The organism is Rhodoblastus acidophilus, assembly GCF_900187365.1.
Classification (GTDB): domain Bacteria; phylum Pseudomonadota; class Alphaproteobacteria; order Rhizobiales; family Beijerinckiaceae; genus Rhodoblastus; species Rhodoblastus acidophilus.
This window is the reverse complement of sequence record NZ_FYDG01000006.1, coordinates 96,672-112,185: the sequence shown is the minus strand read 5'-3', so window position 1 is coordinate 112,185 and position 15,514 is coordinate 96,672. Positions and strand designations below refer to the sequence as shown.

Here is a 15,514-nt window from a genome sequence, read left to right as displayed (position 1 = left end):
GGCGCGGGCCGCCGCAGCCGGGGTCAGGCCGGAAGCCTGATCTGCTTGCCGTCAATGCGCAAGGTCCACAGCAGGCCATCGCCGTCGTGCGCGATGCGGGAGCGGCCCTCCACCGCGCGCGGCAGCAGGTCCTCCACCAGCGCGCGCGCGAATTCGCACGCCGGCGCGAAAGGCGCCGAACCCTTTTCGCGCCAGGACAATTCGACGCCGTCGAATCCGTCCGCCGCCACCGCCGACCAGTTCACCAGCACGACCGGGGGACCGTCCCCCTCAAGATGCGTGAGCGCGTTGACCGCCATTTCGTGGATCGCCAGCGCGACATATTGCGCGCATTCCGAACCGAGCACGCAGGCAGGGCCGCGCAGCACCAAACCGCCGCCGGTCCCCGTCGGCGCGGCGGCGCCCCAGACCGCCGTGAGCAATCGCTGCAAATCGACGCCGCGCCATTGCGTCTCGACCAGAAGTTCGTGCGTCAGCGCCAGCGCGCGAATGCGGCCGTTAAAGCAGCGTACGAAGTCCTGGACGTCGGTGGCGGAGCGGCTCGATTGCCGCGCGATGCCCTGGATCACCGCCAGCACGTTCTTGGTGCGGTGCGTGAGTTCGCGGAGGAGCAGCGTCAGTTCGTCCTGCCGTCGCCGGTGCTCGGTGGCGTCGATCGCCGTCGTCAACAGGCCGACGACCTCGCCGTCCCGCCAGAGCGGCTCGATCGACTGGTCGAAATAGCGGGTCTCGCCGTCAAGTTCGACCACCAGCTCGTTATGGACCAGCCTTTTTTCCGCCAGCGCCCGCAGGCCGGCCGCGCGCACGTTCTCCTGCGCCGCCGCCGGAAACACGTCGCCGGGCAGCGCGCCGACAAAAGGATGGGCGTCCAGCCCTTTCGGCAAATTGTGGACCCATTGGTAGCGCAGATTGAGGTCCTGCTGCGCCATGCTGACGCGCGTTGTCTTCAGCGCATGAATGAAACGCTGGTTGGCTTCATCCAGCGCGCGGGTGCGCTCGATGACCGCCCGCTCCAGCCGGGCGTTCTTCCGCAGCAGGTCGCGCGGCGAGGGAATGGCGACAAGGCCGGGAATCAGCCCCCAACAGGCGAGCGACAGCGTCAGCGCCACGCTGACCGAGACAATTTCCAGACTCTCGGTCAGCGGCGTCGCGGGGGCGTAGAGCGTGAACGCGTCGAGGAAACAGGCCAGGCCAAAGCAGAACAGCCCGACAATGGCGAACCACCCGGCGCGGCGAGCGTCCTCGACCAGCGCGGAACGACGCAACAGGTAGACGAACACGGCCGAGCCTGCCGAGACGCACGCGATCCCGACGGCGACGTCCGAAACGAATCGCATGGCCACCCGCCCGGTTTCTCCTTGAGCGCGGGGCGATCAGGCGGCGGTGGCCGGCTCTCGCCCCGCCTTGGCGTCGAAGAACAAGGCCTGGCTGACCACCGCCCGCACCATGTCTTCCTCGAAAGGCTTGGCGATCAGGAAGGTCGGCTCCGGCCGCTGGCCCGTGAGCAGGGTCTCGGGATAAGCCGTGATGAAAATGACCGGCACGGCGAAGGACTTCAAAATGTCCTGCACGGCGTCAAGACCCGAACTGCCGTCGGCGAGGCGGATATCGGCGAGAACCAGGCCCGGCCGCAGCCGGCCGGCCATTTCCACCGCCTCGGCGCGGGTGCGCGCATTGCCTGCGAGTTGGTGCCCCAACCCCTTCACGATGCTTTCGAGGTCCATCGCGATGATGGGTTCATCCTCGATGATCAGCACGCTGGTCGCCACCTGCTCGCTGATCTCCCGGCCCGCGGCCTCGATCAGACGGGACACCGCCTCCGGACTGCGCTCCAGCACCTGCGCCGCCTGTTCGGAGGTGAACCCTTCCACGGCGGTGAGCAGGAACGCCTGGCGCGGCAGCGGCGTGATGCCTTCGACGCGACGCTCCGCCGGCGTGCCCGGCTCGCGCCCGCGCGTGACGGCGTTGAGCGGCAAGGCGTTCCAGATGCGAGAAAAGGCGCGGTAAGTCGCCACGCGCGACTCGCAATCGCTGTCGAAAAGCGTCGGATCCTCGACCAGAGCTTCCAACATTGCGACGACATAGGCGTCGCCGCTCGCCTGGCTGCCGCTGAGCGCGCGCGCATAACGGCGCAGGAACGGCAACTGCGGCCCAACAAGTGCGGAAAGAGACATTCAAAAACTCCAGTCCGGCTGACCGTTCCTTATAACATCTTGGCCGCAGTCCGGGTTCCCTGACCTTACGAAAAAATGCCTAGCCCCAGCAACGGTCGCGCGCGTGCGGAACAAACAATTCCTGGCGACGTTGCCGAACATGTTTCCCGTAACCAAGAGACCGCTCATGTCTTTCACTCCCGATTCCGAAAAAGGCGAAGGCGAAGCCGATCTCAATCAGGCCGCCGCCGCCGCGCCCCCATTTGTCGCCGAGGTCGCCGACGACGCGAAAGCGCGGCGGGAGGATGTCGCCGAGGCCGCCAAAGAGACGGGCGAACACTTCGCAGATCTCGCCAATGAAATGCGCGACTATGTCATCGCCTCGCTGTCGCGCTCGGTGAGCGCGAATCCCATGCTGGCCCTAGCCGCCGCCGCCGGCGTCGGCTTCCTGTTCGCGCAATGGTCGTCGCGCGGAGGACGCCGCTGATGACCGACGGCGCACGCGCCCCATCCGCGCCGGCGCGCGCGGCGCGCTCCATCGCGCTCGGGGCCGGCTTCGCTATGGTCGCCCTGCTCGCGCTGCTTGTCAGCATGGGTTTCCTCGCCGGCGCCGGCTATATCGCCCTGCTCGATCATCTTTCTCCCCGGCTTGCGGCGCTGGCGGTGGCTGGCGGAGCGATCGCCCTGGCGCTGATCGCGGCCTTGATCGGCCGCGCCCTGATCGCCGGGGGCGCGCAGCGCCTGCGGGCGGCGGCGGGCGCCAGCGCCCTCGTCGCGCTGGCGCCGCACGCGGTGCGATTCGGCCTGCGCAACGCGCGTCTGGTCGGCCTCCTCTCCACGGCGGCGGCGACCTATTTCGCCCTGCGCGGCCGGGACCGGGGACAGGCCTAAGGCAAGGGCTTTTCCGGTTCCGCCGTCGCATCCAGCAGGGTTTGCGCCGTCAACAACAGGGGCACCGCCAGAATCGCGCCGACGGGGCCCCACATCCAGCTCCAGAACACGATCGACAGGAAGATCACGAACGGGTTGATCTCGTAGCGCCGCCCCAGCAGGGTGGGAATGATCGCCATTTCGCCGAACAAGTGGACCCCGAGATAGAGCGCCGCCGGCGCCAGGGCGAACAGGCTGTGCGAATGGGTCAGCAGGCCGCCGACCGCGAGCGCCAGCGTGATGAGCGCGACCCCGAGATAGGGGATATAAGCGGCGGCGAAGGTCATGGCCGCCCAGAGCAGCGGCTGCGCCAGGCCGAATCCCGCCGCGATGATTCCGGTGATGACGCCGATAGCCGCATAAACCATCGCCGTCGTCGCGAAATAGTGCGCAAGCGCCCGCTCCACCGCGACGATCCCCCGCAGCGTCGAAAGCCGACTGGACCGTTCGGGCATGGCCAGCACCATCTGGGCGCGCATCGCCTGCCGGCCGGCCACGAAAAAGACGAGGCAGGGAAAGAAGATCAGCATTTGCTCCAGCGCGGGCGTGAGACGGCCGAGAAAGCTTGTCGCCCAGGACATGGCGTCGCCGATTCCCGGACTGGCCGCCCCCGCCTGCGCCTGCGCCTGCCCCAACTCGTTCTGCAGATGGCTCCAGCGCTGCGCCAGCGGATCGGCCAGCGCGGTCACGGCGCGCGCCATCTCCGGCGCCCGCGCCAACAGCCCGGAAAAAGGTTCGATCAGCCCCGCGATCAGCAACAGCCCCACCGCAATGGCGCCGACCACCACGAGAAAATTCGCGGCCGGACTCGGCAGTCCCAGGCCCGACAGCCGCTCCGCCACCTGCGCGAGCACCGAACCGATCAGAATCGCCGCGAAAATCGGCACCATCACATCCGCCGCCAGTTTCAACACGGCCAGAGCCGACAGCGCGAACAGCCCGATCGCCGCGTATTGGCTGAGCCGCGCTAGTCCATCGTCCGCATCGGCGTCGATGCGGGGTTTGTCCGGGTGATCGAGCATGGGTTTTCCTCACGGGCTGCGCTTTTGCGGAACAGCCTGAGCGCCCATTCGTTCCCGCCCCCTCCCGATGTCGCAGCGGAACCCGTTCCGGCGAACCGGGTTGACCCCGCAGGAGCCGGATGGCTCCGCATTTTCCTTGCGGTCGTTTGACATGACGTTGTCGCCAATCCATTCGCGGCGGATCCGCCCGGCGTCCTCCCGCCTTGCGCGAGCGGCGCTCGCCTGCGCGCTGCTTTCGGGGTGCGACTACATCACGCTCGACCCCAAAGGCCCGATCGCGGCCAACGAGACGCTGCTGTTCTACAACGCCCTCGCCATCATGACGGCCATCGGCGCGCCGGTGATCGCCGCGGTTTTCGTCGTCGCTTACTGGTTCAGGAAGGGCGGCCGCGGGACGTTCTACCTGCCGGACTGGCATTATTCCGGCAAGATCGAGCTTGTGGTCTGGTCGGTCCCGGCGCTCACCGTCTTCTTTCTTGGCGCGCTCGCCGTCGTCGGCTCGAACCGGCTCGACCCGCGCGTGGCGATTGCGGCGGAGGCCAAGCCGCTGGATGTGCAGGTGGTCGCGCTCGACTGGAAATGGCTGTTCCTCTACCCCGAGGCTGGCGTCGCCAGCATCAACGAACTTGCCCTGCCCATCGACACGCCGATCCATTTCCGCCTGACCTCGGCGACCGTGATGAACTCGTTCTTCATCCCCAATCTCGGCTCGCAGATTTACGCCATGGGCGCGATGGAGACGCGCCTCAACCTGCTCGCGCACGAGCCCGGCGATTACCTCGGCCTGTCCGCGCAATTGAGCGGCGCGCATTTCACCGACATGCGTTTCACCGCCCGCGCCATGTCCGCGGATGACTTCGCGGCCTGGATCGCCCAGGCGCGGCGAAACCCCGACAAACTCGACCGCGACGCCTATGGCGCCCTGCTGAAGCCCGCCCCCGAAAGTCCCCGCGTATTTGGCGCGGTCGAGTCGAAGCTGTTCGACGCCATCGTCGCGCGCACGGCGCCGACGCCGGAAAACGCCGCAGCTTGCGCGCCGGCGCCGCGACGCGCGACGCAAGACGCCAGCGCCGGGAAGGGAACGTGATGTTTGGCCGCCTGACCCTTGCCGCCATTCCCACGGGCGAACCCATCGCGCTCGGCGCCGCGCTGGCGGTGCTGGCCGTGGTGTTGGCCACGCTCGCCTGGCTCACATGGCGCGGCGCGTGGCCCTATCTGTGGCGCGAATGGATCACCAGCGTCGATCACAAGCGCATTGGAATCATGTATTGCGCGCTAGGCTTGGTGATGCTGCTGCGCGGCTTTTCCGATGCGCTGATGATGCGCACCCATCTGGCGCTGACGGTGGGCGGCGGCTCCGGCTATCTGCCGCCGGACCATTACAACCAGATCTTTTCCGCCCATGGCGTGATCATGATTTTCTTCGTCGCCATGCCCTTCGTCGTCGGCCTGATGAATTTCGTCACGCCGCTGCAGCTCGGCGGGCGCGACGTCGCCTTTCCCGTGCTCAATTCCGTCAGCTTCTGGCTGACCGCCGCCGGCGCGCTGCTGGTGAACCTTTCGCTGGGAATCGGCAATTTCGAGCGGGCGGGATGGCTGCCCTACCCGCCGCTGTCCGAGACGACCTATTCGCCCGACGTCGGCGTGGACTACTGGGCGTGGTCGTTGCAAATCGCCGGCGTGGGCACGCTGATGTCCGGCGTCAATCTGCTCGCCACCATCTTGAAAACGCGCGCCAGGGGCATGCGCTACACCCGCATGCCCATGTTCTGCTGGACGGCGCTGGCCGCCAACCTGCTGATCGTCGCCGCCTTCCCAATCCTCACCGCCACCATCGCCATGCTCACGCTCGACCGCATGGCCGGCTTCCATTTCTTCACCAACGACGCCGGCGGCAACCCGATGATGTTCGTCAATCTGGTGTGGGCCTGGGGCCACCCGGAGGTATACATCCTCATCCTGCCCTGTTTCGGCATTTTCTCCGAAGTCGTGCCGACGTTTTCGCGCAAGCCGCTGTTCGGCTACCGCTCCATGGTGGCCGCCACCATGGCCATTTGCGTGCTGTCCTTCATGGTCTGGCTGCATCATTTCTTCACCATGGGCGCCGGCGCCAATATCAACGCCGTGTTCGGGGTGTTGAGCATGATCATCGCCGTGCCGACCGGGGTGAAAGTCTTCAACTGGCTGTTCACCATGTATGGCGGCAAGGTGGAGTTTTCCGTGCCCATGCTATGGTCGCTCGCCTTCATGTCCACTTTCGTGATCGGCGGCATGACCGGCGTGCTGCTGGCGATTCCCCCGGTGGATTTCGTCGTCCACAACAGCCAGTTTCTGGTGGCGCATTTCCACAATGTCATCATCGGCGGCGTGCTGTTCGGCGTGTTCGCGGGCGTGAACTACTGGTTCCCCAAGGCGTTCGGCTTCATGCTGGACGAAAGGCTCGGCAAGGCCGCGTTCTGGTGCTGGGTCGTCGGATTCTACCTCGCCTTCATGCCGCTTTACGCCCTCGGCCTGATGGGCATGACGCGCCGCCTCAATGTCGCGTACATGCCGCAATGGGGGCCATGGACGCTTGTCGCCGCCGTCGGCGCGCTGGTGATTTTCGCGGGAATCCTGCTCATGCTCGCCCAACTTTACGTCAGCATCCGGCGCCGCGCGGCCTTGCGCGCGGGCGACGATCCCTGGGACGCGCGCACGCTCGAATGGGCGGCGTCCTCGCCGCCGCCCGCCTGGAATTTCGACCGCCTGCCCGTGGTCGCCTGCCTCGACGAACTGTGGGCGCGCAAGACCGGGGCGCGGAAGGAAACGCCGCTGTGGCTCGACGACAAGCCGTTTCACATGCCGCGCAACAGCGCCATCGGCGTCGCGCTCGCGGCGGCCGCCACCTTCTTCGGCTTCGCCATGGTCTGGCGCATCGATTGGCTGGCGATCGCCGCCGCCCTCGCCGCATTGACGGCCGTCATCGGCTTCGCCGCCCGCCGGAACCTTGAAGTCGCCGTCGCGCCCAACGAAAAGGCGCCGGCGTGACCGCGACCGTTCCGCTCGACGACAGCGACCAGCTCGCCGGAACCGGCTTCGAGGTCCACTCGGACGAAGGCGCCGCGCCGCGCGAGGAGGTGGTGGGCTTCGGCTTCTGGGTGTTTCTGCTCAGCGACATCGTCATCTTCGCCTCGTTCTTCGCCGCCTACGCCGTGCTGCGCAATTCCACGGCGGGCGGGGCCGACAGCCGCGCCCTGTTCAGTTTGGGCAATGTCGCGCTGGAAACGCTGTGCCTGCTGCTGTCGAGCTATGCCTGCGCCCTCGCCCATGTCGCATTGGCCCGGCGCGCGGCGGCCGCATTCCTGATTGGCCTCGCCGCGACCTTCGCGCTCGGCGCGCTTTTTCTGACCCTGGAGATTCGCGAATTCGCGGATTTCCTCGCCCGCGGCGCCACGCCGCAATCGAGCGCGTTCCTCAGCGCTTTTTTCGCGCTGGTCGGGCTGCATGGCGCGCATATTTCGGCTGGGCTGATCTGGCTGGCCGGACTCGCCGCCCTGTTCGTCCTTCAGGGTTCGGGGGCGCGCTATGGCTCGCGCTTCTTCTGTTTCGCGCTGTACTGGCACGCGCTCGATCTGGTGTGGATCGGGATTTTCACCGTGGTTTATCTGATGGGGGTTCTGCCGTGACCGACGAACGCGACCATCGCACCACGCTCGGTCCCCAGCAGGAGCGTCCCGGCAACGAGATCGCCATCGCCACCACCGGCTTCGCCTTCGCGCTGGTCTTGACCGGCGCGGCCTTCGCCATTCCCTCTGCCAGCTTCATCTGGGGCCCCGGTCACTACGCGGCCCTGTTCGTGCTGGCGGTGGCGCAGATGGGCGTGCATCTGGTTTTCTTCTTCCAGCTCTCCACCGCGCCACGCCAGATCAACAACATTCTGGCGCTGGCGTTCGGGCTGCTGATCGTCTTCCTGGTGATCGCGGGATCGCTGTGGATCATGGCCGGTCTCGACGCGAACATGCCTCCGATGACCGCGTCGTGACCGCCGCCTCGCGCGACTAGTCGGCGTCCTTCGGACGCCGCATCGTATAGGCCGGCGGGTCGCTGGCCGGGAACGACTCCCAGGAGGCCTCGGCCACGTCGTCCCAGTTTTCAGGCTTGCCGGCCTCGGTCTCGGCCGCCTCTTTCTTGTGCGGATCCTTCTTGTGCGGATCCTCCTTTTGCGCCTGCTGGCCCGTGGACCGCCGCTCCGCCGTCGCGTGTTCGGACTCCGCCTCGTGACGCTCGGCGGCGCTGGAGCTCTTTCGTGCTGTGGCCATCTCACTCTCCCTGATGAAAAAGGCTCTCCTGTCAGATGGTCGCGATTGCGCCTGAAGCAAGCTTGGCCTGACCCCTTTCGGCCGGCGGAGGCGGAACTTCTGCCCCGCGCGACGATTAACCGGACTGCTGGCGCGGAGGCGGGCCGACTTTTGTCATCAATACGATCCAAAATCCTGACGCAATATCGCGAGACGCGGGCGATGAGCCGTCGGCTCGCGGCGCCGCTGTCAGACGCCGACGCGACCGTGCAATCCATGCCCGACGCCAGTCCCGCGAAATGGCATCTCGCGCATACCAGCTGGTTCTTCGAGGCTATGGCGCTGCAACGCTTCGCGCCCGATTATGCGTGTTTCGACCGCGACTTCGCCTTCCTGTTCAACTCCTATTACGAGACGCTTGGCGCCCGTCATCCCCGCCCCCGGCGCGGCATGCTGACCCGCCCCACGCTGGAGGCCATTCTCGCCTACCGCGACCATGTCGACCGCGGCGTCGAGCGCCTTGGCGACGACATCCACCAGGCCGTCGCCGCCTTGATCGAACTCGGCTGCCATCACGAACGCCAGCACCAGGAACTGCTGCTGACGGACATTCTGCACCTGTTCGCCCAAAACCCGCTGCGTCCCGCCTACAAGCAGCGCGCGCTCGATGGGGAACCGGCCGAGACGTCGCAATTGACCATGCGGCGCTTCCCTGGCGGCGTCGCCGAGATCGGCGCCGGCGGCGATGGCTTCGCCTTCGATTGCGAGCGGCCGCGCCACCCCGTCATCGTTCCGCCCTACACGCTTGCGGATCGCCTCGTCACCAATGGGGAATGGCAGGCTTTCATCGCCGACGGCGGCTACCGGCGCCCGCTGCTGTGGATATCGGAAGGCTGGGCCAAATGTCGGGCCGAGGGCTGGACGGCGCCGCTCTATTGGGAACAGCGCGACGGCGCGTTCTGGACGATGACGCTGTCCGGCATGACGCCGGTCGATCCGGGCGCGCCAGCGTCGCATGTGAGCTATTTCGAGGCCGACGCCTTCGCCCGCTGGGCGGGCCGGCGCCTGCCGACCGAGGCCGAATGGGAGCTGGCGGCCGCCGGTCTCCCGGTCGAAGGCCATTTCCTGGAGAGCGGCCGGCTGTGTCCGGCTCCGGCGGCCGCGCCGCCCGGGGATGGCGGCTTGCGCCAGATGTTCGGCGACCTCTGGCAATGGACGTCGAGCGCGTTCTCGCCCTACCCCCGCTTCCGTCCCGCCGCCGGCGCCGCCGGCGAGTACAACGGCAAATTCATGTGCGGACAGTTCGTGCTGCGCGGCGGTTCCTGCGTCAGCCCGAAAAGCCATATTCGCGCGACCTATCGCAATTTTTTTCCACCCGACGCCCGCTGGCAGTTTTCCGGCGTGCGGCTGGCGCAAGACGTGACGGAGGACGACAATGACTGACGGCGAGGTGCGAACGCGCTGGGACGAAGCCTTTTGTTCCGCCGTGGTGTCCGGCCTGTCGCGGCCGCAAAAATCCATTCCCTGCTGCTGGCTCTACGACGAACGCGGCAGCGAGCTGTTCGAGGCCATCACCCGCCTCCACGATTACTATCCCACCCGCGCCGAAGCGGAGATTTTGTGGCGTCATGCGCGGGACATCGCCGATTTCTGCGGCGAAGGCGCGGTGCTGCTCGAATATGGCGCCGGCGCCGGGGTCAAGGCGGAAATCCTGATCGAAGCCCTGCGCGCGCCGCGGGTCTATGCGCCGATCGACATCGAGGCGGGCGTGCTCGGCCGGACGGCGCGGCGCATCGGCGGGCGGTTTCCGGGACTCGACGTCCAGCCGATCCTCGCCGACTTCACGCGCGACTTCGACGCGCCCGAATTGCCGCAAGGGCCGCGCGCGGCGTTTTTCCCCGGCTCCACCATCGGCAATCTCAACCGCCGCGAAGCCATCGCCTTCCTTTCGCGCATGCGGCGTCATGTCCAGAACGGCAAAGCGGTGATCGGCGTCGATTTGAAAAAGGACCGGAGGATATTGCTCGACGCCTATGACGACGGCGAGGGCGTCACCGCCGCGTTCAACCTCAACCTGCTGGCGCGGATCAATCGCGAGCTGGACGGCGGCTTCCCGTTGAGCAGGTTCGCGCATGAGGCGCGCTGGAACGAGGCGGATTCGGCCGTCGAAATGCACCTGGTCAGCCTCGACTCGCGCGAGGTCGCGGTCGCCGGCCGATTGTTCCCCTTCAAGGCCGGAGATTCCATCCATACGGAAAGCTCGCGCAAATACGAGCTGGCCATGTTCGAGGCGATGGCGGATGAGGCGGGATGGCGGCTCGCACGCGCCTGGCGCGACCGCGGCGACCGCTTCGCCGTGTTTGGGTTGGAAGCCTTGGTCTGAAAACCTTAGGCGGACAGCCCGGGAGTTGCGGGCGTCTTCGGCGCCAAATGCCGGCGCCGATCGCCCCGCCCGCCGGAATGCGCGGGATGCGACGGCGGCAATGTCCTTCGTCCCCCAAAAGGCGACAGATGGAGGCGACAGATGCGTGTGAGCGACACAATGACCCGAGAGGTGAAAGTGGCGAGCCCCGAAGACACGATCGCGCGTGCGGCGGAGCTCATGGTGCTGCATGACACCGGCGTGGCGCCCGTCGGCGAAGACGGCAAGCTCGTCGGCATGATCACCGATCGCGACATAGCCGTGCGGGCGGTGGCCGCCGGCAAGGGCCCGGACACCCGGGTGAGGGACGTGATGTCGCGCGACGTGAAATTCTGCTTCGAGGATCAGGAGCTTGAAGCCGTCGCCCGCGCCATGGCCGATCTTCGGGTCCGCCGCTTGCCGGTGCTCGACCGCGGCCGGCGGCTGGTCGGCATCGTCTCGCTCGGCGACCTCGCGGTGGCCTCGACCGACGCGGCGGCCGGCGGCGCGCTGGTGGGCATCTGCCGGCCGGGCGGCGACCATAACCAGACGCCCTGATGCTGGTGTTCGGGGACGCGGATCGCAGCGCCGCGCCCCATGCGGAGATCGCCCGCATCCGCGCCGCCATGGACGACGCGGCGGCCGCCGCGCCGGAGCGACGGCGCGAGCCGATTGTCTGCGCCTTCGTTCTGGCGAGCGAACTGGCGCAGGGGCTCGCCGACGCCGAAGCGGCGCTCGAGACCGCGCCGATCGCCGCGCTTCGGGCGCTCGCCGATCTGCTGCTGCGCCCGACCGAAGCGTCTTTTCATGCAACGCGAGGCGCGCTCGACGCGCTGGCGGCGACCGCCCTGCCCGAGCGCATCCTCTGCCGCCGGCAGGAGGGCTTCGCCTTCTACGGCGTGTCGCCGGAGGCCTATGCGGCCTCGGCGCGGCGGACGCCGGGCGTCGAGGCGGTCATCGGCGTCCGCAGCATTGGAATGGGCCTTGCGGCGATGGTCGCCGCCGCTTCGGCCGCCGCCTTCGTCACCAGCTTGCGCCCGACCGGGCCGCCGCTGCGGCGCGAGGCGCGGTTTTCGCCCGAGGTCGCCGCCCGGCTGAAAGGCGCGACAGGCTTGATCGCCGTCGTCGACGAAGGCCCCGGTTTTTCCGGCAGCTCGTTCCTGGCCGTCGTCCGCGCCCTGCTGGAGCTGGGCGCGCCGCTGCATCGCATTGTCCTGTTTCCCTCGCACGGCAATCCCCCCGGCCCCGGCGCCGATCCGGCGCTGCTGCCGCTTTGGCGCCGGCTGGAGCATCGCGTCGCCGAGACCGAGCCGGCGCCATGGACCCATTGGCCTGATGTGACCGGCCCGTTGCGCGGGCCGCCGCGCGATGTGACGGGCGGCGGTTGGCGCCAGGCGCGGCCCGGTCTCGAACAGGCGCCGGCGGGCGCGATCTGGGAGCGCCGCAAATTTCTGGTGGAAGGCGAACGCGGAGTTTTTCTGTTGCGGTTCGCCGGCCTCGGCCCCTACGGCGCCGCCAGTTTCGAGCGCGCGAAAAAACTTGCGGCGGGCGGTTTCTCGCCCGAAATGCTCGGCCTGCGCGACGGCTTCACCATCGAGCCATGGCTGCCGGGACGCCCGCTTCAACCTTCAGGCGCCGCGCGAAAAGCCTTTTTGGCGCATCTGGCGGATTATCTCGCCTTCCGCGCCGCGCGCCTTCCGCCGGCTCCTTACGCCGGCGCTTCGCTGCAGGGCCTGGCGGACATGCTGTGTCGCAATGCGTCGCTCGCGCTGAAGCTGGATCCGCCCGCGCGCGCGTGGTCGGACCGGGCGCAGGCGCTCGGGGGCAAGGTGCGGCCCGTGGCCACCGACAACCGCCTGCACGCCTGGGAATGGCTGATCGCGGCGGACGGGCGCTTCATCAAGACCGACGCCGTCGATCATTGCGCCGACCATACGCTGGTCGGCTGCCAGGATCTCGCATGGGACGTCGCCGGCGCCATCACGGAATTCACGCTTGCGCCAAACGAAACCGAAGCGCTGCTGCAAGACCTCGCATGCCGCGACTGCGCGATCGACCCCGCGCTGCTGGCTTTCTTGCGCCCGTGCTATCTCGCGCAACAAGTCGGCCTCTGGTGGTTTTCGCTCAGACAAACCCCGGACGGCCGCAACAAGGATATTATTTCCGGCCTTTACCGGAACTATTGCGACCGGCTCCGCATTGATCTGACGACGCCGGCTCAAGACTTGCATTGAGAATCCCGCCGCGCGCTGGAACCTTCCGTGCGACAGTCCGTTGTCCCGCCATATTTGACATCTTACTGGCGGAACAATGGAGTTGCCCCCATGTCCGAAGGCAAAACCACCACTGACCATGCCACCATCCGCCGCTGGGTCGAGGCGCGCGGCGGCCGGCCGGCGCGCGTGAAGGGCACGGGCAATGCGCGCGACGCCGGCTTGCTGCGCGTCGATTTCGGTCCGCAGGAAGACCGGCTGGAGCCGATCAGCTGGGACCAGTTCTTCGAAACCTTTGAGCGCAGCAAACTGGCGTTTCTTTATCAGGACGAAGAAGAGAGCCGCTTCATCAAACTCATCCGGCGCCATCACTGAACGGCGCCGCCCATGGCCAACATCCTCATCACCGGCGGGGCCGGCTTCATCGGCCGTCACGTCGCCCGCGCCCTTGTCGCGCGCGGCGACAGCGTGCGCCTGTTCGATGCGCTGATCGCGCAAGTTCACGGCGCGCGCGCCAATTCCATTCCCGCCGGCGCCGAACTGGTGGTCGGCGATATGCGCGACCCCGCGCGCGTGGCGGCGGCGCTCGACGGCGTCGATCAAGTGGTCCACCTCGCCGCCGAAGTCGGCGTGGGCCAGAGCATGTATGAGATCGAACGCTATGTCGCGGCCAACGATCTCGGAACCGCCGTGCTGATGCAGGCGCTGATCGCCAGGCCGGTGCGGCGGGTGGTGGTCGCTTCCTCCATGAGCATTTACGGCGAGGGGCTGTACCGCGACGCCGACGGCCGCATCGTCGAGGCGACGCGCCCGGGCCGCTGGGATCCGCTGGACGAATCGGGGCGTCCCCTCGCGCCGGTTCCCACGCCCGAGGACAAGCGCCCCTCGCTCGCCTCGGTCTACGCCCTCACCAAATATGCGCAGGAGCGGCTGACGCTGAACGTGTGCGGCGCCTATGGCATGGAGGGCGTGGCGTTGCGCCTGTTCAACGTCTATGGCCCCGGCCAGGCCCTTTCCAATCCCTATACCGGCGTGCTGGCCATTTTCGCGGCGCGGCTCCTCAACGGACGGGCGCCGCTGGTGTTCGAGGACGGCCGGCAGCGGCGCGATTTCATTCATGTCTCCGATGTGGCCGCGGCCTTTCTCGCCGCGCTCGACGCGCCGGGCGCCGCCGGCCAAGTCTACAATATCGGCAGCGGCGAATCGCGCGACATCCTCGATGTGGCGGGTGCTCTGGCCCAAGCCGTGGACCGCCTGGACATCGCGCCGGAGCTGACCGGGCAACGACGCGCCGGCGACATCCGCCATTGCTTCGCCGACATTTCCAAGGCGCGCGCCGAACTCGGCTTTGCGCCGAAAACGGCCTTTGCGGCGGGCGTCGCCGAACTCGCGGCATGGCTGCGCGAACAGAGCGCGGAGGACGGCGCGGAGCAGGCGCGGCGCGAGTTGCAAGCGCGGGGGCTGGTGGCATGAGCGCGCCCGTCCTGATCACCGGCGGGGCCGGCTTCATCGGCGCCAATCTGGCGGACCGCCTCGCCACCGATGGCGAACACGTTCTGATTCTCGACAATCTGTCGCGGCCCGGCGTCGAGCGCAATGTGGCCTGGCTCAAGCGCCGCCATCATGACCGCGTCGCCTTCCACCGCGCCGACATCCGTGACATCCAGAGCTGCGCCGACGCGGTGGCGGGCGCCGCCGCCGTGTTCCATTTCGCGGCCCAGGTGGCGGTGACGACCAGCCTCGAACAGCCGCTGGAAGATTTCTCGATCAATGTGCGGGGCGTGCTCGGCCTGCTGGAAATCCTGCGCCTGCGCGCCCCGCGCACGCCGCTGATCTTCGCCAGCACCAACAAGGTTTATGGCGACCTCGCCGCCGTGCCGCTGCACCTGCAGCGCGAGGCGTACAGGCCGGTCGATCTGTCGCTGGCGCTGCAGGGCGTCAACGAGAAACAACCGCTCGACTTCCACACGCCCTATGGCTGCTCGAAGGGCGCGGCCGACCAATATGTGCTGGATTACGCGCGCTCCTTCGGCCTTTCGACCGCGGTGATGCGCATGAGCTGCGTCTATGGTCCCCGCCAGATGGGCACGGAGGATCAAGGCTGGGTGGCGCATCTGTTGCGGCGCGTTCACGCGGGCGAACCGATCTCCATTTATGGCGACGGACGCCAGGTGCGCGACGTGCTGTTCGTCGAGGACGCCGTGGCGGCCTATGTCGCCGCCTGGAAGCAGATCGGCGCCATCGCGGGCCAGGCGTTCAACCTCGGCGGCGGACCGGCCAATGCGGTGACCCTGCTCGACGTGATCGCCCAGGGCGAAGCCCTGTTCAACCGGCGCGCGCGCGTCTTCTTCCTGCCATGGCGCGCCGGCGACCAGCGCTGGTACGTGTCCGACGCCCGCCGCGTCCGGGCCGCCCTCGCGCTCGCCGAGCCGCTGCCCTGGCGGGAGGGCGTGACGCGCCTCGCCGGCTGGCTCGCCGAATCTGAACCGCGCGTCAAAATCTGGGCGGAGGCGTGACC

17 protein-coding genes are annotated in these 15,514 nt (G+C 67.7%); 13 read left to right on the top strand and 4 right to left on the bottom strand.

Translation table 11 applies throughout. From position 1 onward, the window contains the following. Nucleotides 1-23 precede the first annotated feature (23 nt). Nucleotides 24-1,337: an HWE histidine kinase domain-containing protein gene (locus CFB24_RS13500; RefSeq protein ID WP_088521150.1), complete on the bottom strand. Its 1,314-nt coding sequence runs from the start codon at nucleotides 1,335-1,337 to the stop codon at nucleotides 24-26. Nucleotides 1,338-1,373: 36 nt separating this feature from the next. After that, entirely contained in the window at nucleotides 1,374-2,174 is an 801-nt protein-coding gene (locus tag CFB24_RS13495; protein ID WP_088521149.1) for a response regulator, read from the bottom strand. Nucleotides 2,175-2,340: 166 nt separating this feature from the next. Between CFB24_RS13495 and CFB24_RS23095 the strand changes: the two genes are divergently transcribed. Then, nucleotides 2,341-2,640, top strand: coding sequence for a hypothetical protein (locus tag CFB24_RS23095; protein ID WP_088521148.1), 300 nt, complete (start codon nucleotides 2,341-2,343; stop codon nucleotides 2,638-2,640). Beyond that, a complete protein-coding gene (locus CFB24_RS13485; RefSeq protein WP_111390666.1) occupies nucleotides 2,640-3,044 on the top strand; it encodes a hypothetical protein in 405 nt (134 codons plus the stop codon). Before CFB24_RS23095 ends, CFB24_RS13485 begins: the two co-directional genes overlap by 1 nt. On the opposite strand, the gene CFB24_RS13480 is transcribed toward CFB24_RS13485, so the two are convergent. Then, complete coding sequence (locus tag CFB24_RS13480; RefSeq protein ID WP_088521146.1) at nucleotides 3,041-4,105, bottom strand: AI-2E family transporter; 1,065 nt, start codon at nucleotides 4,103-4,105, stop codon at nucleotides 3,041-3,043. The genes CFB24_RS13485 and CFB24_RS13480 overlap by 4 nt on opposite strands. Before the next feature lie 151 nt (nucleotides 4,106-4,256). Between CFB24_RS13480 and CFB24_RS13475 the strand changes: the two genes are divergently transcribed. The 4 genes from CFB24_RS13475 to CFB24_RS22575 are packed head-to-tail and all read left to right on the top strand — an operon-like array spanning nucleotide 4,257 to nucleotide 8,126. Beyond that, nucleotides 4,257-5,192 carry a ubiquinol oxidase subunit II gene (locus tag CFB24_RS13475; RefSeq protein WP_158255218.1) on the top strand — a complete coding sequence of 312 codons (936 nt, stop codon included), beginning with the start codon at nucleotides 4,257-4,259 and terminating at the stop codon, nucleotides 5,190-5,192. Then, a complete protein-coding gene (locus CFB24_RS13470; RefSeq protein WP_088521144.1) occupies nucleotides 5,192-7,132 on the top strand; it encodes a cbb3-type cytochrome c oxidase subunit I in 1,941 nt (646 codons plus the stop codon). The genes CFB24_RS13475 and CFB24_RS13470 overlap by 1 nt, the downstream gene beginning before the upstream one ends. Beyond that, a complete protein-coding gene (locus tag CFB24_RS13465; RefSeq protein WP_088521143.1) occupies nucleotides 7,129-7,770 on the top strand; it encodes a cytochrome c oxidase subunit 3 in 642 nt (213 codons plus the stop codon). Before CFB24_RS13470 ends, CFB24_RS13465 begins: the two co-directional genes overlap by 4 nt. Then, nucleotides 7,767-8,126 (top strand): cytochrome o ubiquinol oxidase subunit IV, encoded by a 360-nt coding sequence (locus tag CFB24_RS22575; protein WP_111390665.1) that lies wholly within the window; start codon nucleotides 7,767-7,769, stop codon nucleotides 8,124-8,126. The genes CFB24_RS13465 and CFB24_RS22575 overlap by 4 nt, the downstream gene beginning before the upstream one ends. A gap of 16 nt (nucleotides 8,127-8,142) precedes the next feature. Here CFB24_RS22575 and CFB24_RS13455 read toward each other — a convergent pair whose 3' ends face one another. Continuing rightward, nucleotides 8,143-8,403: a hypothetical protein gene (locus tag CFB24_RS13455; RefSeq protein ID WP_088521142.1), complete on the bottom strand. Its 261-nt coding sequence runs from the start codon at nucleotides 8,401-8,403 to the stop codon at nucleotides 8,143-8,145. Nucleotides 8,404-8,517: 114 nt separating this feature from the next. Between CFB24_RS13455 and egtB the strand changes: the two genes are divergently transcribed. The 7 genes from egtB (at nucleotide 8,518) to CFB24_RS13420 (ending at nucleotide 15,512) form a co-directional block, all read left to right on the top strand. After that, entirely contained in the window at nucleotides 8,518-9,825 is a 1,308-nt protein-coding gene (gene egtB / locus CFB24_RS13450; protein WP_425332106.1) for an ergothioneine biosynthesis protein EgtB, read from the top strand. Next, on the top strand, nucleotides 9,818-10,765 hold the full coding sequence (gene egtD / locus CFB24_RS13445) for an L-histidine N(alpha)-methyltransferase (RefSeq protein WP_088521140.1): 948 nt from the start codon (nucleotides 9,818-9,820) through the stop codon (nucleotides 10,763-10,765). The genes egtB and egtD overlap by 8 nt, the downstream gene beginning before the upstream one ends. Before the next feature lie 141 nt (nucleotides 10,766-10,906). Next, on the top strand, nucleotides 10,907-11,341 hold the full coding sequence (locus tag CFB24_RS13440) for a CBS domain-containing protein (RefSeq protein ID WP_088521139.1): 435 nt from the start codon (nucleotides 10,907-10,909) through the stop codon (nucleotides 11,339-11,341). Further along, entirely contained in the window at nucleotides 11,341-13,017 is a 1,677-nt protein-coding gene (locus CFB24_RS13435) for a hypothetical protein (RefSeq protein WP_088521138.1), read from the top strand. Before CFB24_RS13440 ends, CFB24_RS13435 begins: the two co-directional genes overlap by 1 nt. A gap of 90 nt (nucleotides 13,018-13,107) precedes the next feature. Next, entirely contained in the window at nucleotides 13,108-13,371 is a 264-nt protein-coding gene (locus CFB24_RS13430) for a hypothetical protein (RefSeq protein WP_088521137.1), read from the top strand. Between the two features lie 12 nt (nucleotides 13,372-13,383). Beyond that, nucleotides 13,384-14,469: an NAD-dependent epimerase/dehydratase family protein gene (locus CFB24_RS13425; protein ID WP_088521136.1), complete on the top strand. Its 1,086-nt coding sequence runs from the start codon at nucleotides 13,384-13,386 to the stop codon at nucleotides 14,467-14,469. Further along, entirely contained in the window at nucleotides 14,466-15,512 is a 1,047-nt protein-coding gene (locus CFB24_RS13420; protein WP_088521135.1) for an SDR family NAD(P)-dependent oxidoreductase, read from the top strand. The genes CFB24_RS13425 and CFB24_RS13420 overlap by 4 nt, the downstream gene beginning before the upstream one ends. The last annotated feature ends 2 nt before the right edge of the window (nucleotides 15,513-15,514 follow it).